21 protein-coding genes are annotated in these 23,720 nt (G+C 63.7%); 4 read left to right on the top strand and 17 right to left on the bottom strand.

Annotation, left to right across the window (positions count from 1 at the left end):
- Positions 1-17: 17 nt before the first annotated feature.
- The 3 genes from NKJ64_RS25445 to NKJ64_RS25455 all read right to left on the bottom strand — a co-directional run bounded on the left by NKJ64_RS25445 (position 18) and on the right by NKJ64_RS25455 (position 2,052).
- Positions 18-449 carry a low affinity iron permease family protein gene (locus NKJ64_RS25445; protein WP_023750938.1) on the bottom strand — a complete coding sequence of 144 codons (432 nt, stop codon included), beginning with the start codon at positions 447-449 and terminating at the stop codon, positions 18-20.
- Positions 450-831: 382 nt separating this feature from the next.
- Entirely contained in the window at positions 832-1,473 is a 642-nt protein-coding gene (locus tag NKJ64_RS25450) for an LbetaH domain-containing protein (protein WP_023733062.1), read from the bottom strand.
- Between the two features lie 60 nt (positions 1,474-1,533).
- Entirely contained in the window at positions 1,534-2,052 is a 519-nt protein-coding gene (locus NKJ64_RS25455; RefSeq protein ID WP_023753104.1) for a CreA family protein, read from the bottom strand.
- 182 nt (positions 2,053-2,234) lie between these two features.
- Here NKJ64_RS25455 and NKJ64_RS25460 point away from each other — a divergent pair, with 182 nt between their 5' ends.
- From NKJ64_RS25460 to NKJ64_RS25470, 3 genes are all read left to right on the top strand, one after another.
- Positions 2,235-2,810, top strand: a complete 576-nt coding sequence (locus tag NKJ64_RS25460; RefSeq protein WP_023697009.1) for an SCO family protein — start codon at positions 2,235-2,237, stop codon at positions 2,808-2,810.
- Positions 2,811-2,892: 82 nt separating this feature from the next.
- Entirely contained in the window at positions 2,893-3,765 is an 873-nt protein-coding gene (locus NKJ64_RS25465) for a 50S ribosomal protein L11 methyltransferase (RefSeq protein ID WP_352463537.1), read from the top strand.
- A 105-nt stretch (positions 3,766-3,870) separates the two neighbouring features.
- Entirely contained in the window at positions 3,871-5,715 is a 1,845-nt protein-coding gene (locus NKJ64_RS25470; protein ID WP_023753103.1) for an aminopeptidase P family protein, read from the top strand.
- Positions 5,716-5,870: 155 nt separating this feature from the next.
- Here NKJ64_RS25470 and NKJ64_RS25475 read toward each other — a convergent pair whose 3' ends face one another.
- A complete protein-coding gene (locus tag NKJ64_RS25475) occupies positions 5,871-6,167 on the bottom strand; it encodes an AzlD family protein (RefSeq protein WP_023826605.1) in 297 nt (98 codons plus the stop codon).
- Complete coding sequence (locus NKJ64_RS25480) at positions 6,164-6,892, bottom strand: AzlC family ABC transporter permease (protein WP_023668289.1); 729 nt, start codon at positions 6,890-6,892, stop codon at positions 6,164-6,166. Before NKJ64_RS25480 ends, NKJ64_RS25475 begins: the two co-directional genes overlap by 4 nt.
- Before the next feature lie 116 nt (positions 6,893-7,008).
- Here NKJ64_RS25480 and NKJ64_RS25485 point away from each other — a divergent pair, with 116 nt between their 5' ends.
- Positions 7,009-7,767, top strand: a complete 759-nt coding sequence (locus tag NKJ64_RS25485; protein WP_023682129.1) for an SDR family NAD(P)-dependent oxidoreductase — start codon at positions 7,009-7,011, stop codon at positions 7,765-7,767.
- A 22-nt stretch (positions 7,768-7,789) separates the two neighbouring features.
- On the opposite strand, the gene NKJ64_RS25490 is transcribed toward NKJ64_RS25485, so the two are convergent.
- The 12 genes from NKJ64_RS25490 to murG all read right to left on the bottom strand — a co-directional run bounded on the left by NKJ64_RS25490 (position 7,790) and on the right by murG (position 23,720).
- Positions 7,790-8,482 (bottom strand): DUF2461 domain-containing protein, encoded by a 693-nt coding sequence (locus NKJ64_RS25490; protein WP_023712440.1) that lies wholly within the window; start codon positions 8,480-8,482, stop codon positions 7,790-7,792.
- A complete protein-coding gene (gene ligA, locus NKJ64_RS25495; protein WP_352463538.1) occupies positions 8,482-10,686 on the bottom strand; it encodes an NAD-dependent DNA ligase LigA in 2,205 nt (734 codons plus the stop codon). The genes NKJ64_RS25490 and ligA overlap by 1 nt, the downstream gene beginning before the upstream one ends.
- Positions 10,687-10,797: 111 nt before the next feature.
- Complete coding sequence (gene recN / locus NKJ64_RS25500) at positions 10,798-12,471, bottom strand: DNA repair protein RecN (protein WP_352463539.1); 1,674 nt, start codon at positions 12,469-12,471, stop codon at positions 10,798-10,800.
- 218 nt (positions 12,472-12,689) lie between these two features.
- Complete coding sequence (locus NKJ64_RS25505; protein WP_023668284.1) at positions 12,690-13,559, bottom strand: outer membrane protein assembly factor BamD; 870 nt, start codon at positions 13,557-13,559, stop codon at positions 12,690-12,692.
- A 262-nt stretch (positions 13,560-13,821) separates the two neighbouring features.
- Positions 13,822-14,769 carry a UDP-3-O-acyl-N-acetylglucosamine deacetylase gene (lpxC, locus tag NKJ64_RS25510; RefSeq protein ID WP_023668283.1) on the bottom strand — a complete coding sequence of 316 codons (948 nt, stop codon included), beginning with the start codon at positions 14,767-14,769 and terminating at the stop codon, positions 13,822-13,824.
- A gap of 271 nt (positions 14,770-15,040) precedes the next feature.
- Positions 15,041-16,699: a cell division protein FtsZ gene (gene ftsZ / locus NKJ64_RS25515; RefSeq protein ID WP_023699603.1), complete on the bottom strand. Its 1,659-nt coding sequence runs from the start codon at positions 16,697-16,699 to the stop codon at positions 15,041-15,043.
- 66 nt (positions 16,700-16,765) lie between these two features.
- The gene (ftsA, locus tag NKJ64_RS25520) at positions 16,766-18,073 is read right to left on the bottom strand and encodes a cell division protein FtsA (RefSeq protein WP_023688034.1); all 1,308 of its coding nucleotides are present in this window, start codon (positions 18,071-18,073) and stop codon (positions 16,766-16,768) included.
- Positions 18,070-19,011 (bottom strand): cell division protein FtsQ/DivIB, encoded by a 942-nt coding sequence (locus tag NKJ64_RS25525; protein ID WP_023682134.1) that lies wholly within the window; start codon positions 19,009-19,011, stop codon positions 18,070-18,072. The genes ftsA and NKJ64_RS25525 overlap by 4 nt, the downstream gene beginning before the upstream one ends.
- Entirely contained in the window at positions 18,999-19,925 is a 927-nt protein-coding gene (locus tag NKJ64_RS25530) for a D-alanine--D-alanine ligase (protein WP_023668279.1), read from the bottom strand. The genes NKJ64_RS25525 and NKJ64_RS25530 overlap by 13 nt, the downstream gene beginning before the upstream one ends.
- 302 nt (positions 19,926-20,227) lie before the next feature.
- Positions 20,228-21,193 carry a UDP-N-acetylmuramate dehydrogenase gene (gene murB, locus NKJ64_RS25535; RefSeq protein ID WP_031199085.1) on the bottom strand — a complete coding sequence of 322 codons (966 nt, stop codon included), beginning with the start codon at positions 21,191-21,193 and terminating at the stop codon, positions 20,228-20,230.
- Positions 21,190-22,596 (bottom strand): UDP-N-acetylmuramate--L-alanine ligase, encoded by a 1,407-nt coding sequence (gene murC / locus NKJ64_RS25540; protein WP_023668277.1) that lies wholly within the window; start codon positions 22,594-22,596, stop codon positions 21,190-21,192. The genes murB and murC overlap by 4 nt, the downstream gene beginning before the upstream one ends.
- The gene (gene murG, locus NKJ64_RS25545) at positions 22,596-23,720 is read right to left on the bottom strand and encodes an undecaprenyldiphospho-muramoylpentapeptide beta-N-acetylglucosaminyltransferase (protein ID WP_352463540.1); all 1,125 of its coding nucleotides are present in this window, start codon (positions 23,718-23,720) and stop codon (positions 22,596-22,598) included. The genes murC and murG overlap by 1 nt, the downstream gene beginning before the upstream one ends.

The raw sequence follows: 23,720 nt of genomic DNA on the forward strand, positions 1-23,720 counted from the left end.
TCAGCCAAAGCCGAGACTCAGGCGGGCGCGCGTTTTTTCGCGGTGCGCTTTTGCGCGACGGCCTTCTTGCCCGCCAGTTCGGCGAGCTCGTGGTCATGGCGTTTTGCCGCCCGCTCGCATTTGTCTCTGATCTCCTCGACCTCGGATTCGGTCAGGTGCTCGATGCCGATGAAATGATTGTGGCCCTCGCTGACGCGGATCAGTTCGTCGAGCTTGGCCTGAACCGCGGCGCCGTCGCGGTTCTGGGTGTTCTGAATCAGGAACACCATCAAAAAGGTGATGATCGTCGTTCCCGTGTTGATGACGAGCTGCCACGTATCGGAGAAGCCGAAGAATGGCCCGCTTACCGCCCAGACGATAACGATGGCGCAACAGGCGATGAAAGTCGGCGGCAGGCCCGCCAAGTGCGAAACGGTGTTGGCGATTCTGGTAAACAGCTTTTCGATCATTCACATCCTCAACCGTTCAAAGCGCGACGAGCTGACCAAGGCCGCATTCATCGCTCCAACAATAAACAACCGGCAGCCGCTTCCGGTTCCCTGTCGCAGAGGGCATCGCTGGTGCAATTGTATGCACGCCAAAGGCGCAGCGCCGTGAAAAGCCGCCTTATCGGTTTGTTGCCATTAGTCACCATGCAGGCCAAAACCTGTTCGTTCCGCTTCACGGCGGATTTGTCTCCAAGCCCCTTCCGCTGCGCCACCCCCGCATGGCGGAAGGGGTCCGTTGCGTTGCCGCAGACCGGCGGAACTCTTCCCGACACGTGCCGTTCAGAATTTTGGCGCCAGGATTTCGGCCAGCCAGTCGATGAAACCGCGCACGCGCGGCGAGCTCTCAGGAATGCTCTTGCTCCCAACGATCGAGGAAATCCTCAATCGGCAAGGCCTGCATGTCGGGAACCGCTTTGGCGAGTTTCTCCGGCGGCCAGTCCCACCAGGCAAGGCTTTCGATCCGCGCCGCGATCTCGGAGGGAAAGCGCATGCGCAACGGCTTCGCCGGTACGCCGGCGACGATTGTGTAGGCCGGCACATCCCGCGTCACCACCGAATTGGCGCCGATGATGGCGCCATTGCCGATGCTGATCTCGGGCATGATGACGGCGCCATGGCCGATCCAGACATCATTGCCGATGCCGACCGCCTTGGCCTGCCGCCGCGCGCGGAACGCCGCGTCGACGCCCAGCCAGCGGAAATACTCGTTCGGCCGGTAGCTGAGCTTGTGCTGCGTGATCCGCTCGATCGGATGCTCCAAGGCATTGATGCGGCTGTTGGCGGCGATCGAGCAGAATTTTCCGATCGTCGTGTAGATCGCCTCGGCGTGGCGCTCGAAATAGGAGAAATCGCCGACATTGACCTCGCGCAGCACCACCCGTTCGCCGATCGAGGCATAGCGGCCAAGCTTGCACGCTTTCAGCTCCGCGGTCGAATGGATGCGCGGCTCGGGATCTTTCAGGACGAGGTTTTCGGTACGGTCCATCTGGCGGATTTACCCCCGCGCAATTGCGGAAGCAATTGTCGCGTTGCGCCCGGAGGATCGTTATTTCGGCTTGCCGCCGGTCCACACCACGTTCTGGCCGAACAGCGGCACGGTCGTCACCGACATTTTCGCCGAGCCGTCCTGCACTTGGCGCGAATGCGAGAGATAGATCAGCGTCTCGTTCTTCTTGTCGTAGATGCGGTTCACCACCTGCTTCTTCCAGATCAGGCTGATGCCTTGCTTGAACACCTCTTCGCCGCCCTCGCTCATGTCGATGTCGCCGATGGTGATCGGCCCGGTCTGGCGGCAGGAGATCGAGGAATCAGACGGATCCTCGAACCAGTTGCCCTTGTGCAGCCGGTCGATGACGCTGCGGTCGAAATAGGAGACATGGCAGGTCACGCCGTCGATCTTGGGATCCTTGATCGCCTCGACGATGATGTCGTTGCCGACCCAATCGACGCCGACCTTGCCGACTTCCTCTGCCGCTGCGGCACCGGCGCCAAGGGCAATGCATGCGGCCAGCGCGCCGCCGATCAGTTTCTGCCCAATCCGTCTCTGCCCAGTCCGTCTTTGCAAGGGAGCCTCCTCAGGTTCAGTTTGCCGGTCTCAGGTGGGATAAGGGCCAGCTGTTTGCAAGGTAGCGCCCAGCCCGGTTGCGGCAACGCGGCATCTTTGCCTTGCCCCCTGCGACCGGCTAAGACTGCCGGCAGAGAGGCGCCGATCCGGCGCTCGATGATTTCTGCTACGGACAATTCCTGATGATGCGTTCAATTCTGGTCGGCATTCTCGTTCTGATGGCGGCGGGCATCGGCTGGCTCACCTTTGACTTCTATCGCGGCCACTATGGTGGCGAACCGTATGGCGCGCCATTCACGCTGGTCGACCAGAAAGGCGCGCCAATCACCGAAGCCGCCTTCCGGGGAAAACCCAGCATCGTCTTCTTCGGCTTCACCCATTGCCCGGAAGTCTGCCCGACCACTTTGTTCGAAATGGCCGGCTGGCTGAAGACGCTGGGCGACGACGGCAAGAACCTCAACGCCTACTTCGTTACCGTCGATCCAGAGCGCGACACGCCGCCTGTGATGAACACTTACGTCAGCAATTTCTCCGACCGCATCGTCGGCATATCGGGCGATCCCGACAAGGTGCACGCCATGGCGAAGTCCTTCAACATCTACTGGAAGAAGGTCGACACCGGCGACGGCGATTATACGATGGACCACACCGCCTCGGCGCTGCTGCTCAATGCCAAGGGCGAGTTTTCGGGCACCATCGCCTATGGCGAAAGCGCCGATACCGCGATTGCCAAGCTGAAGCGGCTGGCAGCAGGCTAGGCATGATCCCTAAATGTGGAATCCGGTTTTCTCGGACAGAAAAGTGTTGTCCAGAGATCATGCTCAAGCAAGAGACCAACTGATGGGTCAGACCAGGCTCCACTTCATCGCTGGGAAGATCGACGCCGACCGCATCTTTGCCGCGCTCGAGCCGGCTTTCGAGGATGAAGGCCTGCCGATCGCCGTGCTCGAAGTCGATGAAGACCGCGACATCTATGAGGTTTCGCTCTACACCGACGGCAATGTCGACGCGGTTGAGGCGCGGCTAAAAGACAGCCTTGTGGGACTGTCCCTGTCGAAGCCGATCGAGCGCGAGGTTTTGCCCGACATCGACTGGGTGGCGCGCTCGCTGGAGGGACTGAAGCCGGTGCGCGCCGGACGTTTCTTCGTCCATGGCGCGCATGACCGCCGGAAGCGCCACAGCGGCGAACTCGCCATCGAGATCGAGGCCGGCCTTGCCTTCGGCACCGGCCATCACGGCACCACGGCCGGCTGCCTCGAAATGCTGGAACGGGTCGTGCGCCGCGAACGTCCCAGGAATGCCCTCGACCTCGGCACCGGCAGCGCGGTGCTGGCAATCGCCGTCGCCAAACTGGCGCATATTCCGGTGCTGGCGACCGACATCGATCCGATCGCCGTCAGGGTCGCCGCCGCCAATGCCCGCCTCAACCACGTCAAGGCGCTGGTTGAAACGGTGACGGCGCCCGGCTTCCACCACCCGATCTTCGGCAAGCGCGCGCCTTTCGACCTCATCGTCGCCAACATATTGGCGCGGCCGCTGATGCGGCTGGCGCCTGAGATGGCCAGGCACATCAGCCTCGGCGGCTCGATCGTGTTGTCCGGCATCCTCGAGCGCCAATGCAATGCGGTGATCTCGGCCTATGTCGGCCAGAATTTCCGGCATGTCAGGACCTTGCATCGCGAAGGCTGGGTGACGATCCACCTGAAGCACTGAGACGCAACGCGCTTTGGACCAATCCGAGCCTGTTGCGATTGGCGAAAATCGATTCCGGTTTTCCGGGTCATGCGCTACGGTCGCGCCCGATACAGGAGGCATACCATGTTCCAGACCTTCGATTCCGCAGGCGACCCCAGCGTCGGCAAGCCGCGCGTGACGTTGCTGCGGCGATGGCTGGCGGATAATGGCCTCGACGGTTTCCTGGTGCCGCGCGCCGACGAGCACCAGGGCGAGTATGTCGCCGATCGCTCGGCGCGGCTGAAGTGGTTGACCGGCTTCAGCGGCTCGGCGGGCGTAGCACTTGTGCAGCGTGACCGCGCCTTCATGTTCGTCGATGGCCGCTATACCTTGCAAGTGCGCCACGAGGTCGATCTCGACATTTTTGCGATCGAGAGTCTCGTCGACAACCCGCCGGCCTCCTGGATCAAGGACAATCTCGGCAAGGGCGCCAGGCTTGGCTTCGACCCGTGGCTGCACACGATCGCTGAGGTCAAGGCGCTGAAAACCTCGGCCGAGCAATCCGGCGCGACGCTGGTGCCGCTCGACAGGAACCCGATCGACATCATCTGGAAGGATCAGCCGGCGCCGCCCGTGGCGCCGGTCGAAATCCACCCGATCGGCTTTGCCGGGGAACTCGCCAAGGACAAGCTGGCGCGGCTGGTGGCGGCAATCGGCAAGGAGGGCGCGACGCACGCCGTGCTCACCGACCCCTCCTCGATCGCCTGGGCCTTCAACATCCGTGGCGGTGACGTGCCGCACACGCCGCTGGCGCTCGGCTTCGCGATCCCTGCCGCCGACGGCAAGCACCAGCTGTTCATGGACCAGCGCAAGTTTTCGCGCACGGTCGCCGCCTATCTCACCCAACTCGCCGATCTGCACGAGCCCGGCGAATTCGAGGCGGCGGTCGTTACCCTTGCCAAGGGCGGCGCCAAGATCGCGCTCGACCCGGTGCTGGCGGCGGAGAAGCTGAGAATGCTGGTCGAGGACAATGGCGGCGCATTTGTTTCAGCGGCCGATCCCGCCCGCATTCCGCGCGCCACCAAGAACCAGGCGGAAATCGCCGGCAGCCGCGCCGCGCACCGCCGAGACGGGGCGGCCGTGGCGAAACTGCTGTGCTGGCTGGAACGGCAAAAGCCGGGCACGCTCGACGAAATAACCGTTGTCACCAAGTTGGAGGAGGTGCGCCGGCAGACCGGCGAGGAAACGCAGATGCCGCTGCGCGACGTCTCCTTCGACACCATTTCAGGCAGCGGTCCGAACGGCGCCATCATGCACTACCGCGTGTCGCGCGCCACCAACCGCGAGCTGGCAAAGGGCGAGCTGTTCCTGCTCGATTCCGGCGCCCAGTATCAGGACGGCACCACCGATATCACCCGCACGGTGCCGATCGGCCAGCCGACCGAGGAGATGCGCGAGCGCTTCACACTGGTGCTGAAAGGTATGATCGGCATTTCCACTCTGCGCTTTCCCGCCGGCACGCGCGGCTCGGAAATCGACGCGGTGGCGCGCATGGCGCTGTGGAAGCATGGCTGCGACTTTGCCCACGGCACCGGCCATGGCGTCGGCTCCTATCTGGCGGTGCACGAAGGGCCGCAGCGCATCGCCCGCACCGGCACCGAAAAGCTGCTGGCCGGCATGATGCTGTCCAACGAGCCCGGCTATTACAAGGAAGGCTCCTACGGCATCCGCATCGAGAACCTGATCCTGGTGACACCGGCTGAACAGGTGGAGGGCGGCGACATCGCCATGCACGGTTTCGAGACGCTGACGCTGGCGCCGATCGATATCAGGCTGATCCGCACCGACCTGTTGACGCGCGAGGAGTTGCACTGGCTGGATACTTACCATGCCTGGGTGCTGGCCGAGATCGGCCCGATGCTCGACGGCGAGACGCTGGCTTGGCTGGAGAAAGCGACAGCGCCGCTGCCGCACGACGCCAAGATCTGAAATGAGCTTCTTTCTCCCCGTCACTATACGGGGAGGTGAGGAGCGGTCCGCGAAGCGGACGAAAAGCCAATTGCTTGGCTTTTCGAGTGACGAACGCCCGCCAGGGCAATGAGCGGCGGCGCCGACAGTTCGAAACTGTTCCGCGCGCAGGCGCCCTATGCCACAAACTGCCGCGCGAGGACCAGCACCACCGCCCCGGCCAGAAACATCGCCATCAGGCCGCCGCGCAGCGAGACCACAGCGGCGACGACCAGCGCCGCCCATTCCGCCGGTCCGGCGCTAAGTGCGGCGGGCGCCACCAGCGTCGTCAACACTGCGGCCGGCACGGCATTCAAACCCGCCTCGACGCGTGGATGGATGTGGTCGAAGCGCGAGATCACCAGATGGCCGCCGACGCGGGTGAGATAGGTGGCGATCGCGCCGGCAATGATGATCCACAAGTTCGCGCTCATCGTTTTGCCTCCACACCGCTATGGTGCGGCGGCAGGATGACGGCCAGAAGCACGCCTGCAACGGCGCCGATGGAGACGTGCCATGGCGATCCCACAGTTTTGTAGGCAATGATCGACGCCGCGGCGCTGGCGATCACCACCGGCAGCCACAGTGGCCGGTTGCGAAAGCCCATGACCAGCCCGAGGAAATAGATCGGCAGCAGGAAGTCGATGCCGAGCGCATGCGTGTCCGGGATCAGCTTGCCGAACACCGCGCCCAGCGCGCTCTCGATCCCCCAGAACACATAGACCGGCAGGCCAAGCCCCATGTACCAGGCAAAGCCAACGGTCTCGCCGGCTTCGGCCTTACGCTCGGCCACCGCGAATTGCGGATCGGTGAGCACGAAATAGCCCAGCGCTTGGCTGATAACCGGCCAGTGCGCGATTCGCCGGCCGATGCTGGCGGAGTAAAGCACGTGACGGAAGTTTACGGCGAAGATCGACAGCACGATCAGCCATGGCGCGACATGCTGGCCGAACAATTCGATGCCGACCATCTGGCTGGCGCCGCCGAAGATCAGCGCGCTCATCAAGAAAGCTTCGAGAACGGAAAAGCCGTTGTCGACGGCGATGGCGCCGAACAGCAGCCCAAATGGCGCCGCGGCGACAACCACCGGCATCGACAGCCGCACGCCGTCCCAGAAGTCGCTGGCCACGGAATTTTCGCTTAAGGTCTCTGCCGACATGTCACATTCCCATCTCGCGCTGCTATGTAGGAGCCGGCGTTTGAAAAGTCAGACGAATTCGCTTGAGCCAACAAATCAGCGAAACTGATGTTGTAAAAACAAATGAGGGGGTTCGGATGATCGCTTATGACTTCACCGGCAGGCACGCGGTCGTCACCGGCGCCGGTGGCGGTATGGGCGAGGCGATCTCGCTGGCGCTGCTCGATGCCGGCGCCTCGGTCACCGCCATCGACGTCAAGCCGCGTCCGGCGTCGCTTGCCGCCTATGACGACCGGCTCACCTTTGCCCAGGGCGACCTCACCGACGCCGCCTTCGTCGAGCAGACCATCAATGCCGCGGGCCGCGAGCGCGGCGGCATCGATTATCTCGCCAATGTCGCAGGCGTGCTCTGGTTCGGTCGCGACAAATCGGCCCTCGAGATGGACCTCGATGTCTGGGATCAGGTCTTCAACATCAATCTGAAATCCTTCGTCCACACCGCGCGGGCGGTGGTTCCGCATATGCGGGCCGGCGGACGCGGCGGCGCCATGGTGCACTTCTCCACCATCCAGTGGTATCGCGGCGATCCGACCCCGCAGGATGCCTACCAGGCATCGAAGGCCGGCGTCTGTGCGCTGTCGAAGTCGCTCGCCATGCAGTTGGCGGGCGATGGCATCCGCTCCAATTCGATCTGCCCGGGAATGGCGTTGACGCCGCTGCAGGCGCGCTGGGACACCGAAGAGAAACGCGCGGCCGTTGCCAATTATGCGCCGCTCGGCCGCATCGGCACGCCGCAGGACATGGCCAATGCCGCGCTATTCCTGCTTTCCGATGCGGCAAGCTACATCACCGGCATCGAACTGGCAGTCGACGGCGGTCTTTTGATGCGGATGTAGCCGTGCAGTGCGCCGGGCTGATTTAGCTCCGCGGTGCCGTGCCCTGGATCGCCCTGCCCCAGTCAAGCAGCGGCTTGGCGCGCAAGGCGAAATCGACAAGCTCGTCGACCAGCGTCGGCGCGTGAATTCCAGCCGGATCGATCATGTGCTGGACATAGAAGTGCCGGTTGCGGATGGCGTCGACAAGATCGGGTTCGTTGACCTGCTCGAAGCCGCGCGGCGTGCGCTTCATGCGGCCCTCGGTTTCAAGTTCGAAGCCGTTTTTCTTCAGCGTTGAGAGCAGTTTTCGGAACTCGGCCGGCCGGGCGACGATCGCCTTGCGCATCGCCAGCAGCAGGGACGGCTCCGGATTCCACCAGGCGACATCGGCAAAGCAGCGGTCGATCCCGACATAGACGAAGAACACGCCCTGCTCCATCTTGGTGCCATCCGGCGACAGCATGGCCGACAAATGCTGGTTGTAGGGCCGCTTGTCCTTGGCGAAGCGCACGTCGCGGTTGATGCGAAACAGTGACTTCTTGCGGTCTCCGCGCAAGCCCAGACCCGCCGCCGCGAAGCGCTCGGTCAGCGTCTCGACCAGATCGCAGAACGGCTCATGCAACTCGCTGTCGTAAAGCGCGCGGTTTTCCTGGAACCATTCGCGGCTCTGGTGGAAGTCGAGCGCCTTGAGGAACGGGATGGCTTTTTGCCCGAACCCTTTGAACGAACCGGCCATCACGCCTTGCCGACCCGTCGCAGCCAGGTGTCCTCGTCGATGACTTCGACGCCGAGTTCACTGGCCTGCTTCAGTTTGGAGCCGGCGCCCGGCCCGGCCACCAGCAGATCGGTCTTCGCCGACACCGAACCCGCCACCTTGGCGCCGAGCCGTTCGGCCATCGCCTTGGCTTCGGAGCGTGTCATCTTTTCCAGCGTGCCGGTGAAGACGATGGTCTTGCCGGCAACCTCGCTATCGGCCGAAACGGTGACGACATACGGCTTCGGCTTGACCTGTTCGAGCAGTCTGTCGAGCACATCGTCATTGCGTTCATTGCCGAAGAAATCGCGCAACGCGTCGATCACCGTGTCGCCAATGCCGTTGATGGAGGGGAAGACGCTGTGCGGATCCTCAGCCGCCGCCGTTTCCTTGCCGACGCGGATCAGCTCCTCGATGGTCGAAAACGTCCGGGCAAGCACGGCCGCCGTCGTTTCGCCGATATGGCGGATGCCGAGTGCGAAGATGAAGCGGTCGAGCTCCGGCGCGCGGCGCGAATCGATGGCCGCGAACAGCTTGTCGAGGCCTTCATAATTGCGGTCCTCGACACCGCGCACATTCTTGCGCGCCTTGCCCGATGCCGCCTCGCGCTGCCTAGCCTGCTCCTCGCGCCGCTCGGCCAGCGCCCTGGTGACGGCTGGGCGGCGATCCCTGAGGGTGAAGATATCGGCGGCGGTCTTGACCAGTCCCGAATTGAAGAACAGGTCGATATTCTCGGCGCCCAGCCCCTCGATGTCGAGCGCGCCGCGCGACACGAAATGACGCAGCCGCTCCACGGCCTGCGCCGCGCAGATCAGCTCGCCGGTGCAGCGCCGGCGGGAATCCTCCTTGCCGGTCTTCTCGTTGATTTCGCGCGTCGCCGGCGAGCCGCAGACCGGACAAATGTGCGGGAATTCGTAAGGCACCGCATCAGCCGGCCGCTTGTCGACGACCACGCTGACGATCTGCGGAATGACATCGCCCGCCCGTTGTATGACAACCGTGTCACCGATGCGGACATCGATGCCGTCGCGAATCGGCAGGCCGTTGCTGTCGAAGCCCTTGATGTAGTCCTCATTGTGCAGCGTGACGTTTTCGACCACCACGCCGCCGACCGTGACCGGCGCCAGCCGCGCCACCGGCGCCAGCGTACCGGTACGGCCGACCTGGATGTCGATCTTCTGCACCGTCGTCATCGCCTGTTCGGCCGGGAATTTATGCGCAACCGCCCAGCGCGGCTCGCCGGTGACAAAGCCCCAGCGACGCTGCAATTCCAGCTGGTCGACCTTGTAGACGACACCGTCGATGTCGTAGCCGAGCGACGAACGCAGCTCCTCGATCTTGTGGTAGTGCGCGATCAGCTCCTCGACAGACTTCGCCCGCACCATCAGCGGGCTGACCTTGAACCCCCATTCGGCGAATTTCTGCACCGAATCGTATTGGGTCGGCGCCGGATCCGCTGTCGTGTAGCCCCAGGCATAGGCAAAAAATTTAAGATTGCGGCTGGCGGTGACGGACGCATCCTTCTGTCGCAAGGAGCCCGCTGCCGTGTTGCGCGGATTGACATAGTCCTGGCCCCCCACCGCCGCCGAGCGGGCCTTCAGTGCCTCGAATTCCGCATAGGTCATGTAGACTTCGCCGCGGATCTCGATGGTCTCGGGCCAGCCCGATCCTTTCAGCTTGGCGGGGATGTCGGCGATGGTCCTGAGATTGGCGGTGATGTCCTCGCCGACAGTGCCGTCGCCGCGCGTAGCACCCTGCACGAACACACCGCGTTCATAGCGCAGCGACGCCGACAGGCCGTCGATCTTCGGCTCGGCCGTAAACGCGATGTCGAGGTCCTTGTCGCGGTCGAAGAAGCGCCGGCCACGCTCGATGAAATCGGTGACGTCCTCGTCTGTGTAGGCCTTGGCGAGGCTGAGCATCGGCACCGCATGGCGCACCTTGGCAAAGCCTTCCGCCGGCGCGGCGCCGACCCGCAGCGAGGGCGAATCCTCGCGCACCAGACCGGGAAACCGCTCCTCGATGGCAAGGTTGCGCCGCCGCAACGCGTCATATTCCGCGTCCGTAATCGTCGGCGCGTCCTCGGCATGATAGCGCCTGTCATGACCGGCGATCTCCTCGGCCAGCCGCTGGAGCTCATCCGCGGCTTCGCTTTCGCTCAACGATTCGACTGGTTTTTCAGACATGCAGCGGTCCCTGGACAGTGGCGCGACACCATAAATCAGGATTTCGGAAAAAGCATTCCTGAACAGCGGGATGGGGCCATATCCTGACTCAGTCCGAAAGCCTTGCGACGACTACGCTGCAGCAATATTCTCGCGCAGCAGCCGTTCCGCGGCTGCGCGCGCCTCGTCGGTGATGGTAGCGCCGGCCAACATGCGCGCGATCTCTTCCTGGCGCGCCGCCCGGTCCATTTCGGCGATGCCGGTGGCGACCTTGTCCGAGCCGCCGGATTTGGAGATCAGGAAATGCGTCGCAGCACGTGCCGCCACTTGCGGAGCATGCGTGACCGACAGCACCTGCACGCGCTTCGACAGCCTGGCCAGCCTTTGGCCGATCGCATCGGCCACGGCGCCGCCGACGCCGGTGTCGATCTCGTCGAAGACCAATGTCGGCGCCGAGCCACGGTCGGCCAGCGCCACCTTGAGCGCCAGCAGGAAGCGCGACAGCTCGCCGCCGGAGGCGACCTTCATCATCGGCCCAGGCCTGGTGCCGGGATTGGTGCGCACCCAGAACTCGACCTGGTCGATGCCTTCTTCCATGCGGTTCTCGCCATCGCTGGCCAGTTCGACGATGAACTCAGCCCGTTCCAGCTTCAGCGCCGGCAATTCGGCCATCACAGCCTTGGTCAGGCCGACCGCGGCCGCATGGCGAAGGGCGGAGAGCTGGGCTGCGGAAATATCGTAGGCTTCGCGCGCCGCTGAGGCCTGCTTTTCCAAGAGATGCAGGCGCCCCTCGCCGGCATCAAGATCGGCGAGATCGGCGGACATGGTGTCGCGCAGTTGCGCCAGATCGTCGACGGCCACACTGTGCTTGCGTGAGGCCGCACGCAGCGAAAACAGCCGCTCCTCCGCCTTCTCCAGCCGCTGCGGGTCGTATTCGGTAGCGCGCAGTGCCGCCTCGACGCCCGATTGCGCCGCATCCAGCGACAGCATCGCCTCGTCCAGCGACTTCACCACATCCTCGAGCAGTCCCGGCGCTTCGCTGGCCTTGCGCTGCAGGCGCCTCAACAGGCTGGCCAGTTGCGGCAGCGGCGAGGACGGGCCTGACAGCACATCCTGTGCGTCGTGTATTTCCGAGGCGATCTTTTCCGCCCGCATCATCGTTGCACGCAACTCCGCCAGTTGCGTATCTTCGCCGGGCTGCGGATCGAGCTTTGCCAGTTCCGCCACCGAGGCCCTGAGGTAATCGGCCTCACGCGCCGCTGCCTCGACCTTGGCGCGGTGCCTGACGAACTCCTGCTCGGCGCCACGCCAGTAGCGCCACGCCTCGCCGGTCGCGCGGGCAGCGCCCAGATGGCCGCCAAAACTGTCCAGCAATTCGCGATGCGCGCCGGGGTCGACCAGAGCCCGCTCGTCATGCTGGCCGTGGATCTCGACCAACGCATGGCCGATGTCGCGCATCAGGGTGACGCTGGACGGCTGGTCGTTGACGAAGACGCGGGTGCGGCCATCCGCGGTCTGCAGCCGGCGCAGGATGATGTCGCCGTCATCCTCGATGGCGTTTTCGGCCAGCAGCGCGCGCACCGGGTGGTTGCGCGGCACATCGAAGACGGCAATGACCTGGCCTTGAGCCGCGCCGTGGCGCACCAGCGAGGCGTCGCCGCGCGCGCCAAGCGCCAGCGACAGCGCGTCGAGCAGGATGGACTTGCCGGCGCCGGTTTCACCGGTCAGCACGGAAAGGCCGGGCTGGAAGTCGATATCCAGCTTCTCGATCAGGACGATATCGCGGATCGACAGTCTGGAAAGCATCAGAACCCGGACCTCAAGCAATTCCAGGAAAAGTGCGTAGCGGTTTTCCGTCCGGAATTGCGTAGAACAAAAAGTTAGGACGGTTCAGCGCCTCAATCAAACCGCTGAACCGCTGTGAAGCGGCATGCGACCGATGGAGTCGCAGCGCCGCACTATCTTTTTGTTTGAGCGTCGGATCAATCCGAAAAGCGCGTTCCGCCTCAGTCGATGCTCGGGCGTCAGGCGCCGGTGATCAGCTTGCCGGCCTTGGATATCCACGATCCGGCATTCTCGCGCGGCTCAAGCCCGTTGCTCTGCAACAGCTTGTAGGTATCCTTGTACCATTGGCTGTCGGGATAATTGGTGCCGAGCACAGCAGCGGCGGTTTGCGCTTCCGAGGTCAAGCCCATGGCGTAATAGCTTTCGGCCAGACGCGCCAGCGCCTCTTCGACATGGCGGGTGTTGGAATAGTTCTCGACAACGTTGCGGAAGCGCTTGACGGCAGCAATGTATTCGCGCCGCTCGAGATAATAGCGGCCGATCTGCATCTCTTTGCCGGCCAGCTGGTCGTTGGCGAAACGGATCTTTTCCTTGGCGTCGTCGACATATTCCGACGTCGGCCAGCGCGTCACCAGATCCTGCATCGTCTGCACGGTCTGGCGTGCTTCCTTCTGATCCTGGGTGACGTCCTTGATCTGCTTGTAGTAGCTCAGCCCGATAATATACTGGGCGTAAGCCGCGTCGTCGGTCGACGGATAAAGCGTCAGATAGCGCTTTGCCGAGCCGATCGCTTCGTCATAACGGCCGGCGCGGTAGTCGGCGAAGGCGCCCATCACCATCGACTTGCGGGCGAATTCCGAATAGGGGTGCTGGCGGTCGACGGCGTCGAACTTCTTGCTCGCCTCATCCAGGCGGCCGGCATTGAGATTGGCAAGGCCTTGATTGTAAAGGACGTCGGCCGGTTCGGTCTGGTCGACATAGGTCGACAGGTCGACGTCTTTCTCGGACGACATGCAGGCCGAGAGGAACAGCGATGGCACAACCACCGAAAGCGCCAGGAAAACAGCCCGATACGGCGCTTTCGATTGACCAACTCGCTTGAAGAACATGATTGGATTGCGCCCTTTCGGCGTTAGTTCAATGCCTTTCGCATGGCGTTCCCTCAAAACTGATCCCCACTTTTGAGCGACATGCGCCTAACAGACGGCAGCAGCCATAAACCATAACTGCCTTGCCCAGCAACGCTATGTCTAGCCAATCGCACATTTTTGTGGCGGCTTGGTGTTGCCCGGAAAGCTATGCACTTTCACCGCCGGTGATGCATCCGTGCAACACCGGCCAGCGTTCAGAAAGCCAGAAATACGTTAAGAATCAGATCACCCAAGGTGCAAAGACAGGGCCGGTGACGGCGCTCATCTCGGCGGTGCGGCCGCGCTCGCGGCGCGTGGTCTCGACGACCTCGAAGGCCGAACGGTCGGACAGAAGCCGCCGCAAAGCAGCCGCATTCATCCGGTGACCGCCGCGATAGGAGCGGAAGCAACCGATGAAACGGGCGCCGGCCAGCGCCAGGTCGCCCATGGCGTCCATCGTCTTGTGGCGAGCGAACTCATTGGGATAGCGCAGGCCACCCATGTTGATCACCCGGTTGTCGTCGCCGATCACCAGCGAGTTCTCCAGCGAGGAGCCCAGCGCATAGCCGGCCGCCCACAGCCGCTCGACATCCTTCATGAAGCCGAAGGTGCGGGCGCGCGCGATATCCTGGCGAAAGATGTCGGGGTTGATGTCGGAGGCGAATAGCTGGCGGCCGATCGCCGGGCTTTCGAAATCGATCTCGACCTCGAAGCGCGTGCCGCTATAGGGCCTGAACTCGGCCCAGGACGCGCCATTCTCGATGCGGACGGGCTTGACCACCCTGATGTAGCGGCGCTTGACCGCCAGCGTCTCGATGCCGGCTTGGTCGATGGCTTCCACGAACGCCACCGCACTGCCATCGAGGATCGGAACCTCATGACCGTCGATCTCGATGACGATGTTGTCGATGCCGAGCCCGAAAAGCGTCGCCATCAGATGTTCGACGGTGGCGATATGCTCGCCTGCCGGATCGCCGAGCATGGTGCAGAGATCGGTCGCGCCGACTTCAGCAACCAGCGCGCGGAACTCGCGGCTCTCGCTTCCGTTCGAAAGGTGGAAGAGCACGCCGGTGTCGGCGTCCGCAGGGAGGAAATTGACGGTGACCGGTTTGCCGCTGTGAACGCCGGTACCGGTCAGCGTTGCACGCGATTTCAGTGTCGTCTGATAGTCTTGCAAGACAAACCCCATAGCCCAAACGCCTAAGTCCGCTTTAACCCAAAAGGCGCGGCTCTTTTTTATCGGCAGGCAGGGCCACTTCCCCGAATCCCAGCACACCGAAAGTGCTGCGGCAAAGATAATGGTCTGTCAGGGAGACTCCAAATCACGGTTTCTTACTCTGTGTAACCGCGACAGACCTTGAGCGTCACATCGTAACGCCTTGTTATTAAACCACTTTAAACGTTAACAGGCAGACAATCTCTCGTCTGCCTGTTAACAAGTGTTACATACCGTTAACGGCTCAGTTGGCCTGGCGGCGCAGGAAAGCCGGTATCTCCAGCTGGTCGTCTTCCTGGGTCGACCTGGTCTGCGGCGTCAACCGGCCCTGATCGTCGAGCTGGCCGCGGCGCGGCGCGTAAAGCTGCGGATCCTGGCTGGCAAGGCGGCGCATTTCCGGCGCCGCCTGGCGCAGTTTCGGTTCGCGCGGCTGAGCCGGCTGCAACCGGGCCGGCTCTTCTTCGCGGCGCGTCAGCCCGTTGGTCAGCCGCTTGAGCAGCCCCATCGGCCCGCTGTTTTCATGGTCGGCCGGACGGCCCTTGGCTTCCACCTCGGCCCGCACCACCGGCGGAAAATCCTCCACCCGCGGCATGCGCTGCGGTGCGGCAGCCACCGGCTGCGGCATTTCCCGGATCGGCGCCGGTTGCATCACCTGCTGCACGACAGGCTGCGGCTGGGCAGGCGGGGCTTGGAAGATCTTGCTCTGCGGGCGGAAATCTTCCGCCTGGGCCATCGGCGCCGGACGAGCCATTGCCGCCGCATTGGCCTCGGCGAGCTGGATCGCCTCGGCCACCGGATCGGCCGCGCGCTGCTCATAGGTCTGCTGCTGGACCGGTGCCGGACGGCCTTCCGCCCCCGGAGCCGCTGGGCGGCTGACCGGCTTCTGCTGCGGCGGTACGGCCCGGATCGAGATCGGCGCCGCGGCAATTTCAGCTGCCGATTTGTCGATGCCGGTGGCGACCACCGAGACGCGGATGACGCCTTCGAGTTCCTCGTCGAAGGTGGCGCCGAGGATGATGTTGGCGTCCTGATCGACTTCCTCGCGGATGCGGGTCGCGGCCTCGTCGACTTCGAACAGGGTCAGGTCGCGGCCGCCGGTGATCGAGATCAGCAGGCCCTTGGCGCCCCTCATCGAGGTCTCGTCGAGCAACGGATTGGCGATCGCCGCCTCGGCGGCGGCCATCGCGCGGCCCTCGCCCGAAGCTTCGCCGGTGCCCATCATCGCCTTGCCCATTTCGCGCATCACCGAACGCACGTCGGCGAAGTCGAGATTGATCAGGCCTTCCTTGACCATCAGGTCGGTGATGCAGGCAACACCGGAGTAGAGCACCTGGTCGGCCATGGCGAAGGCGTCGGCAAAGGTGGTTTTGTCATTGGCCAGCCGGAACAGGTTCTGGTTGGGGATGACGATCAGGGTATCGACACATTTCTGCAGCTCCTCGATGCCGAGATCCGCCGTCTTCATGCGGCGCTGGCCTTCGAAATGAAACGGCTTGGTGACGACGCCGACGGTGAGGATACCCCGTTCGCGCGCCGCGCGGGCAACCACGGGAGCCGCACCGGTTCCGGTGCCGCCCCCCATACCGGCGGTGACGAAGCACATGTGGGTGTTGGAGAGATGATCGATGATCTCATCGATGCACTCTTCCGCCGCCGCACGGCCCACTTCAGGCTGCGAGCCGGCGCCGAGCCCCTCGGTGACATGCGCGCCGAGCTGGATCAGCCGCTCGGCCTTCGACATGGTCAGCGCCTGTGCATCGGTGTTGGCCACGACGAACTCGACACCGCGCAAGCCCGCGGTGATCATGTTGTTGACGGCATTGCCGCCGCCGCCGCCGACACCGAATACGGTGATCCGCGGCTTGAGCTCGGTGATGTCCGGCTTTTGCAGATTGATCGTCATTGTCTCCGTCCTTTGCCTTTCCCGCCGCTTCGCCGCCGCGGCCGCCTATGGGGCTGTCCCCGTCAATTAGAAACTGTCTCTCAACCACTGACTCATGCGATGCAGTTTTCCGCCCGTCCCGGTCATCCTGAGACCGGAAATTCCTTTCGCCGGATGGCTCTCGAAGCTCGCCATCTGCGGGTAGATCAGCAGCCCGACCGCCGTCGAGAAAGCCGGCCCCTTGGCAGCTTCCGGCAGGCCCGCCACGCCGAGCGGGCGTCCGATGCGCACATTGCGTCCCAGAATGCGGCGCGCCGCCTCGGGGAGACCCGCAAGCTGGCTGGCGCCGCCGGTCAGCACGACGCGTTTTCCCACGGCATTGCCGTAGCCCGACTTGTTCAGCCGGTCGCGCAACAGCTCCAGTGTCTCGTCGATGCGGGCGCGGATGACTCGCGTCATCACCGAGCGCGGGATCTGCAGTGGCATCTCGCCGTCTTCGCCGATCGGCTGGATCGAGACCAGGTCGCGATCGTCGGCACTGCCGGGCAGCGCCGAACCATGCATCACCTTCAGCCGCTCCGCGGCGTCGAGCGAGGTCGACAGGCCCTTGGCCATATCGAGCGTCACATGATTGCCGCCGATGGCAATGGCATCGGCATGGACGAACTTGCCTTCCGAAAACACCGAGATGGTCGTCGTGCCGCCGCCCATGTCGATGCAGGCCGCACCCATTTCCAGTTCGTCGTCGACCAGGGCCGCAAGCCCGCTGGCATAGGGCGTCGCCACCATGCGCTCGACCGACAGATGCGAGCGGTTGATGCAGAGCTCCAGATTGCGCAGCGGCGCGGCATCGCCCGTCAGCACATGCATGTCGACGCCGAGCTGGTCGCCGACCATGCCGCGCGGATCGCGCACGCCGCGCTCAGCGTCCAGCGAAAAGCCGACGGGCAGCGAATGGATCACGTCGCGTTCGGCCTTGAGTGCCTGCTTGGCGCCGGCGGCAAGCACGCGCTTGATGTCGGCTTCGTCGGCCTGATGGCCACCGAGATTGATCGTGGCCGAATAGGTTTCGCTCTTCAGCCGGCCCGCCGTCATGTTGACGATCAGCGAATCCACGGTCAGTCCCGCCATGCGTTCGGCGGCGTCGACGGACAGGCGAATGGCGTGCTCCGCGCGGTCGAGATCGACGACCACGCCCGACTTCACGCCTTGCGATTTCTGGTGGCCGATGCCGATCACCTGGATGCGGTGCGAGCGGCCGCGCAACAGCTTGCCGTCCTCGCGCGGCTTCAGTTTCGCCACCACGCAGCAAACCTTGCTTGAGCCGACATCCAGCACGGTGAGCGTGCCGGAACGCCGCGAAGAGGCATCGCTGTTGCCGCCAAGCCAGCTCATATCTTCGTCCCCGACTTGCGCTTCAGATTTTGCGGCTTTTCATTGAGCGCGGCCTGGCGCTGCGTCGCCGCTTCCGGCGTCAGCTGCACCACCAGGCGATCGGAGATGCGCATGTCGACGGCGGCGATGTCCCGCGTCAGAAGCCCGTTGTCGTGGTCCATCCGAACCAGATCGGCGATCGCCTGATCCTCGCCATCCTCGGGCAGCTTGATCGTGATGCCGTTTTCCAGCTTAAGGTCCCAGCGCCGTTCGCCGATGCGGATATAGCCTTTGACCCGAGCCGCGAGCTCGGGAAATTTGTTGATCTTGGCCACGAAGTCGGGGGCCTTGGCCGGCGCGCCGGTGCCGATGATCAGCGGCAGCAGCGCCTGCTTGCCGCCGGAGAACGGCGCGATCACCGCGCCAGAGCGTTCGATGACCGAAAGCTCCGCGCCCTGCTGCCAGAGCGCGAAGGGCTCGCGCTCCTCGACACGCACTTCCAGCGTATGTGGATAGACCTTGCGCACCGCCGCCACCTCGACCCAGGGCAAGGTATCAATACGTTCACGCGCGGCCTCGGCATCGAAGCCGATCAGTGACGTCCAGCCGTCGAGCTCGAGCCGGTCCAGTATGTCGATCTCCGAAGTCTGGCGGTTGCCGACCACTTTGATCTGGTCGACGGCAAAGCCGGTCCGGGCGGTGATGCTCTGGACGATGTCGTCGGCATGACCGCCGAGAATGGCGCCGTAGAGGCTGCTCGATGCAATGAGCGAAGCCGAAAGGATGGCCGCGGAAAAGCGCGGCGCGACGAAGTCGCCGCCGCCCAGGCGCGCCAGCACGCGCACCGGCCGGCGCAGCACGCGCGGCAGCACGAAATGGTCAAACGACAACGACATGCCGAACAGCGCCGGCCCGGCGCCGCCCCTGCCCTTGTCCTGTCCCCATTTCAACGCAGACACGAAGCGTCCTCCACCATCCAACTCAACAATTCGCCAAACGAGTGCCCGGCCTGGGCGGCGATTTCAGGCACCAAAGACGTCGGCGTCATGCCCGGCTGAGTGTTGATCTCGAGCCAGACAATCTCGCCGTTTTCGGAGTGACGGTCGTCATAGCGGAAGTCCGATCGGGAAACGCCCCGGCAGCCGATAGCCAGATGTGCCTTGAGTGCCAGTGTCTGTATTTTTTGGTAAATATTTGATGAAATTTTAGCAGGGATTTCGTGTTTTGATCCGCCGGCGACGTATTTTGAATCATAGTCGTAGAAGGAATGGCCGGTCGGAATGATCTCGCAGACGCCGAGCGCCACGTCGCCCATGACGGCGCAGGTCAGCTCGCGCCCATGGATGTAGCGCTCGACCATGACGGTCTCGCCATATTTCCATTCGGACGAGCCGATGACCTGCGGCGGATGCGACTGGCCTTCATGCACGATGACGACGCCGAAGCTTGAGCCTTCATTGACCGGCTTGACCACGTAGGGCGGCTTCATCGGATGCTTGTTCTGGATGGCAAAGCGGCTGGCAACCTTCGATTCCGCCACCGCGATGCCGGCAGCCTTGGCGACCTTCTTGGCTTGCTCCTTGTTCATGGCGAGCGCCGAGGCGAGCACGCCCGAATGGGTGTAGGGAATGGCCAGATATTCGAGGATGCCCTGGATGGTGCCGTCTTCACCGAACGGGCCGTGCAGTGCGTTGAAGACGACATCGGGCTTGAGTTCGGTGAGCACGGCGCCGACATCGCGCGCAACATCGACGCGGGTAACCTGGTAGCCTTCATTCTCAAGCGCATCCGCACACGCCTTTCCCGAAGACAGAGACACGGGCCGCTCGGACGAGAATCCGCCCAGGAGGACAGCCACATGCTTGTTCTTCATATCCCGTCATCCCTCTCACGGCGGGCCCGCAACCACGCATTCAGCGACCAGATTGAGTCCGAGTCTCCCGGCAGGTTGCCCCCCAGACGGAAAACGCGGTCGACGCGTCGAACGACTCAAATCAGGAAACGCTTTAAGGCAGAGAATCAGAGAGTTGATTCGCTGGCAAGTGCTTATGATTCCGACAGTTTCACTTTCCGCGAAAACGGCCGGAAAAAGCGTGTTGTGAGTCTTTGGAGCAACGGTGGCGCTGTTGTTTCAGACCGTTTGAAGTTCAAGCATCACATGAACTTCAGCTTGCGCTAAAGAAGCTGTCCGAGGAATTCCTGCACGGCATGGCCGGGGCGGAAATTGCCGAGCCGCTTGATTTCCCACTGCAGGCGGATGCCTGAATTTTCAAGCACGCGGGCGCGCACCGTCTCGCCGAGATATTCGAGGTCGTATCCGGTCGCTGTTCCGGTGTTGATCATGAAGTTGCAGTGCATCGGCGACATCTGCGCGCCGCCGATCATCAGCCCGCGGCAGCCGGCCTTGTCGATTTCCTTCCAGGCCGAGGTGCCTTCCGGATTCTTGAAGGTCGAGCCGCCGGTCTTCTCGCGGATCGGCTGCACCGTCTCGCGATGCGTCTGGACGGCGTCCATGGCCGCCTTGATCGCCTCCGGGTCTTCCAGAACACCTTCGAAAACGGCGGAGGTGAAGATCAGCCCGGCAGGTGCGGCCGAGTGACGATAGGCATAGCCCATGTCGTCATTGCTGAGGGTGTGGAGATTGCCCTTGCGGTCGAGCGCCCGCACCTCGACGACACGTTCCCGCGTCTCGACGCCATTGGCGCCGGCATTCATCCTCAGCGCCCCGCCGATGGCGCCGGGAATGCCGTGATAGAAATGAAAGCCGCCAATGCCGGCCTCATAAGCGACGGCCGCGACGCGCTTGTCGGGCGTCGCAGCACCGGCCTTGATGACGGTCGGCGAAACCACCTCGGCCTCGCCAAAGCCCTTGGCCGAAAGCCGGATGACGAAACCTGGAATGCCGCCGTCGCGCACCAGGAGGTTGGAGCCGATACCGACGATGGTGAGCGGGATGTCCTCCGGCACGGCGCGCAGGAAGGCAGCCAGATCCTCCTCGTCGGCCGGCTGGAACAGGGCGTCCGCCAGACCGCCGGCGCGGAACCAGGTGATCTTGTCCATCTCGGCATTGGGCGTGATGCGGCCGCGCAGGCCGGCAAGCCGGTCGCCAAGTTTGTCGAGCAGGTCCTGGCCGCGCATCATGAGACGGTACCGCCGAGTTCCCCAGGCAGCGCATAGGCCCATTGGGTGATGTTGCCGGCGCCCAGGAAGATGACGAAGTCGCCCGGTTTCGCCAACGCGCGGATGACGGGCGAAATCGCGGCAGGGGTTTCGACGTAGCGCGCATCGCGATGGCCGCCGGAGCGGATGCGCGACACCAGCGCCTCCGAGGTCACGCCGTCGATCGGCTCCTCGCCCGCCGCATAGACCGGCGCCACCATCACCGTGTCGGCATCGTTGAAACAGACCGAAAATTCGTCGAACAGATCATGCAGCCGGGTGAAGCGGTGCGGCTGCGCAATGGCGATGACGCGGCCCTTGGTGGCGCTGCGCGCCGCTTTCAGCACCGCCGTGATCTCGACCGGGTGGTGGCCGTAATCGTCGAAGATGTCGACGCCGTTCCACGAGCCGGTGTGGGTGAAGCGCCGCTTGACGCCGGCAAAGGACGACAGCCCTTTCTTGATCGCTTCGGCCGACAGGCCGAGTTCATGCGCGACCGCAATTGCGGCGGTGGCGTTGGAGACGTTGTGGCGGCCGGGCATCGGCAGCCGCAGATCCGATATCGTCGTCTGGCCGCCGGTCTTGCGGTCGCGGATCACCACGTCGAATGCCGAGACGGCACCGGCCATGCGGTGGTTGGTGAAACGCACATCGGCCTGCGCGTTCTCGCCATAGGTGATGACGCGGCGGTCCTCGATACGGCTGACCAGCGCCTGTACTTCCGGATGGTCGGTGCACATCACGCCAAAACCGTAGAACGGCACGTTCTCGACGAATTGCCGGAACGCCTCGCGCACCTTGTCGAAACTGCCATAATGGTCCAGATGCTCGGGATCGATGTTTGTGACGACGGCGATCTCGGCCGGCAGCTTGAGGAAGGTGCCGTCGCTTTCGTCGGCTTCGACCACCATCCACTCGCCATCGCCCATGCGGGCATTGGTGCCATAGGCATTGATGATGCCGCCATTGATCACCGTCGGGTCGAGCCCGCCGGCATCGAGCAGCGTCGCCACCATCGACGTGGTTGTGGTCTTGCCATGCGTGCCACCGATCGCGACCGCCTGGCGGAAGCGCATCAGTTCGGCCAGCATCTCGGCCCGGCGGACAATTGGGAGCAACTTCTCCCGCGCGGCCTTCAGCTCGGGATTGGATTTCTTGATCGCGGTGGAGACGACCACCACTTCGGCCGCGCCGATATTCTCGGCCTTGTGGCCGACAAAGCATTCGATGCCCTTGTCGCGCAGCCGCTGGACATTGGCGCTGTCGGCCTGGTCCGAACCCTGCACCTTGTAGCCGAGATTGTGCAGAACCTCGGCGATGCCGCTCATGCCGATCCCGCCAATGCCGATGAAATGCACAAGGCCGATGGTCTGCGGCATCTTCATCAATGCGTCCCTTTCCTGAAATCCGAAACGGTTTTTCTGGACGCAATAGCCTCTGTGAGATCAGCGAGCAACCGTGCCGCGTTCGGCCGGCCAGCCGACTTCGCTCCGGCAGCCATGGCCGTCAGCCGCTCGGGAGTGTCCATCAGCCCGCCAATGAGAGCCGCGATGCGCTCCGGCGACAGTGACGATTGCGGATGCACCTCGCCGCCGCCCGCCGCGGCAAGGGCGGCTGCGTTCGCCGCCTGATCGTGATCCAGCGCATAGGGATAAGGCACCAGCAGCGCCGGCCGGCCGATGACGGCGATCTCCGAAACCGTCGAGGCGCCGGAGCGCGAGATCACCAGATGCGCCGCGCCCATGCGCTGTGCCATATCGGTGAAGAAGGGCGAGACCTCGACATGGACGCCGAGTGCCGCATAGCCAGCCTTCACCCGCGCCACGTCGTCGGCGCGGGCCTGCTGGGTGATCACCAGCCGCTTGCGCTGCGCCTCCGGCAGAAGTGCGATCGCCGCCGGCATGGCATCGGAAAAGAACTGCGCGCCCTGGCTGCCGCCGAACACCAGGAGCCTGAACGGATCCGCCCCTTTGGATGCGGTGTAGGGCGTCTTGGCCGCCTCCAGGATTGGCGGCCTGACCGGATTGCCTGTCGTCACCGTCTTGGCGCCTGTGGCACTTTCATCTTGCGGCAGGAAGCCGCCGGCAATGGCATCGACGCGCCCGGACAGCGCCCGGTTGGCGCGGCCCATCACTGCGTTCTGCTCATGGATCAGCGTCGGCAGCTTGCGCCGCGTCGCGGCATAGAGCGGTGGCAAGGTCGGATAACCGCCAAAGCCGACGACCGCATCAGGCTTGATCCTGGCGATGACGGCGGAGGCCTGGCGCACGCCGCGCCAGATCTTCCAGAACGCGCCAAGCAGCGCGACAGGGTTTTTCGAGCCCATCGTCGCCGACTGGATCGGATGGATGGCGGTGGCCGGGAAATGGCCGGCAAAGCGCTCGGCGCGGTCGTCCGTCGCCAGATGCACGCCCCAGCCGCGCTCGATCAGCTCATGCGCCAGCGCCTCGGCCGGAAACAGATGTCCACCGGTTCCGCCAGCCGCGAGAAGGATGACACCCCGCGCCAT

It is taken from the genome of Mesorhizobium sp. M0062 (assembly GCF_040323125.1).
Classification (GTDB): domain Bacteria; phylum Pseudomonadota; class Alphaproteobacteria; order Rhizobiales; family Rhizobiaceae; genus Mesorhizobium.

Coding starts and splice junctions, on each gene's coding strand:
- murB (WP_031199085.1), bottom strand. CDS start 21,193: ATGATGCGCGGCCAGGACCTGCTCGACAAACTTGGCGACCGGCTTGCC.
- NKJ64_RS25485 (WP_023682129.1), top strand. CDS start 7,009: ATGATCGCTTATGACTTCACCGGCAGGCACGCGGTCGTCACCGGCGCC.
- ftsA (WP_023688034.1), bottom strand. CDS start 18,073: ATGAGCTGGCTTGGCGGCAACAGCGATGCCTCTTCGCGGCGTTCCGGC.
- murG (WP_352463540.1), bottom strand. CDS start 23,720: ATGGCGCGGGGTGTCATCCTTCTCGCGGCTGGCGGAACCGGTGGACAT.
- ligA (WP_352463538.1), bottom strand. CDS start 10,686: ATGTCTGAAAAACCAGTCGAATCGTTGAGCGAAAGCGAAGCCGCGGAT.
- NKJ64_RS25445 (WP_023750938.1), bottom strand. CDS start 449: ATGATCGAAAAGCTGTTTACCAGAATCGCCAACACCGTTTCGCACTTG.
- NKJ64_RS25470 (WP_023753103.1), top strand. CDS start 3,871: ATGTTCCAGACCTTCGATTCCGCAGGCGACCCCAGCGTCGGCAAGCCG.
- ftsZ (WP_023699603.1), bottom strand. CDS start 16,699: ATGACGATCAATCTGCAAAAGCCGGACATCACCGAGCTCAAGCCGCGG.
- NKJ64_RS25490 (WP_023712440.1), bottom strand. CDS start 8,482: ATGGCCGGTTCGTTCAAAGGGTTCGGGCAAAAAGCCATCCCGTTCCTC.
- recN (WP_352463539.1), bottom strand. CDS start 12,471: ATGCTTTCCAGACTGTCGATCCGCGATATCGTCCTGATCGAGAAGCTG.
- NKJ64_RS25450 (WP_023733062.1), bottom strand. CDS start 1,473: ATGGACCGTACCGAAAACCTCGTCCTGAAAGATCCCGAGCCGCGCATC.
- NKJ64_RS25465 (WP_352463537.1), top strand. CDS start 2,893: ATGGGTCAGACCAGGCTCCACTTCATCGCTGGGAAGATCGACGCCGAC.
- NKJ64_RS25475 (WP_023826605.1), bottom strand. CDS start 6,167: ATGAGCGCGAACTTGTGGATCATCATTGCCGGCGCGATCGCCACCTAT.
- NKJ64_RS25505 (WP_023668284.1), bottom strand. CDS start 13,559: ATGTTCTTCAAGCGAGTTGGTCAATCGAAAGCGCCGTATCGGGCTGTT.
- lpxC (WP_023668283.1), bottom strand. CDS start 14,769: ATGGGGTTTGTCTTGCAAGACTATCAGACGACACTGAAATCGCGTGCA.
- NKJ64_RS25460 (WP_023697009.1), top strand. CDS start 2,235: ATGATGCGTTCAATTCTGGTCGGCATTCTCGTTCTGATGGCGGCGGGC.
- NKJ64_RS25530 (WP_023668279.1), bottom strand. CDS start 19,925: ATGAAGAACAAGCATGTGGCTGTCCTCCTGGGCGGATTCTCGTCCGAG.
- murC (WP_023668277.1), bottom strand. CDS start 22,596: ATGAAGATGCCGCAGACCATCGGCCTTGTGCATTTCATCGGCATTGGC.
- NKJ64_RS25480 (WP_023668289.1), bottom strand. CDS start 6,892: ATGTCGGCAGAGACCTTAAGCGAAAATTCCGTGGCCAGCGACTTCTGG.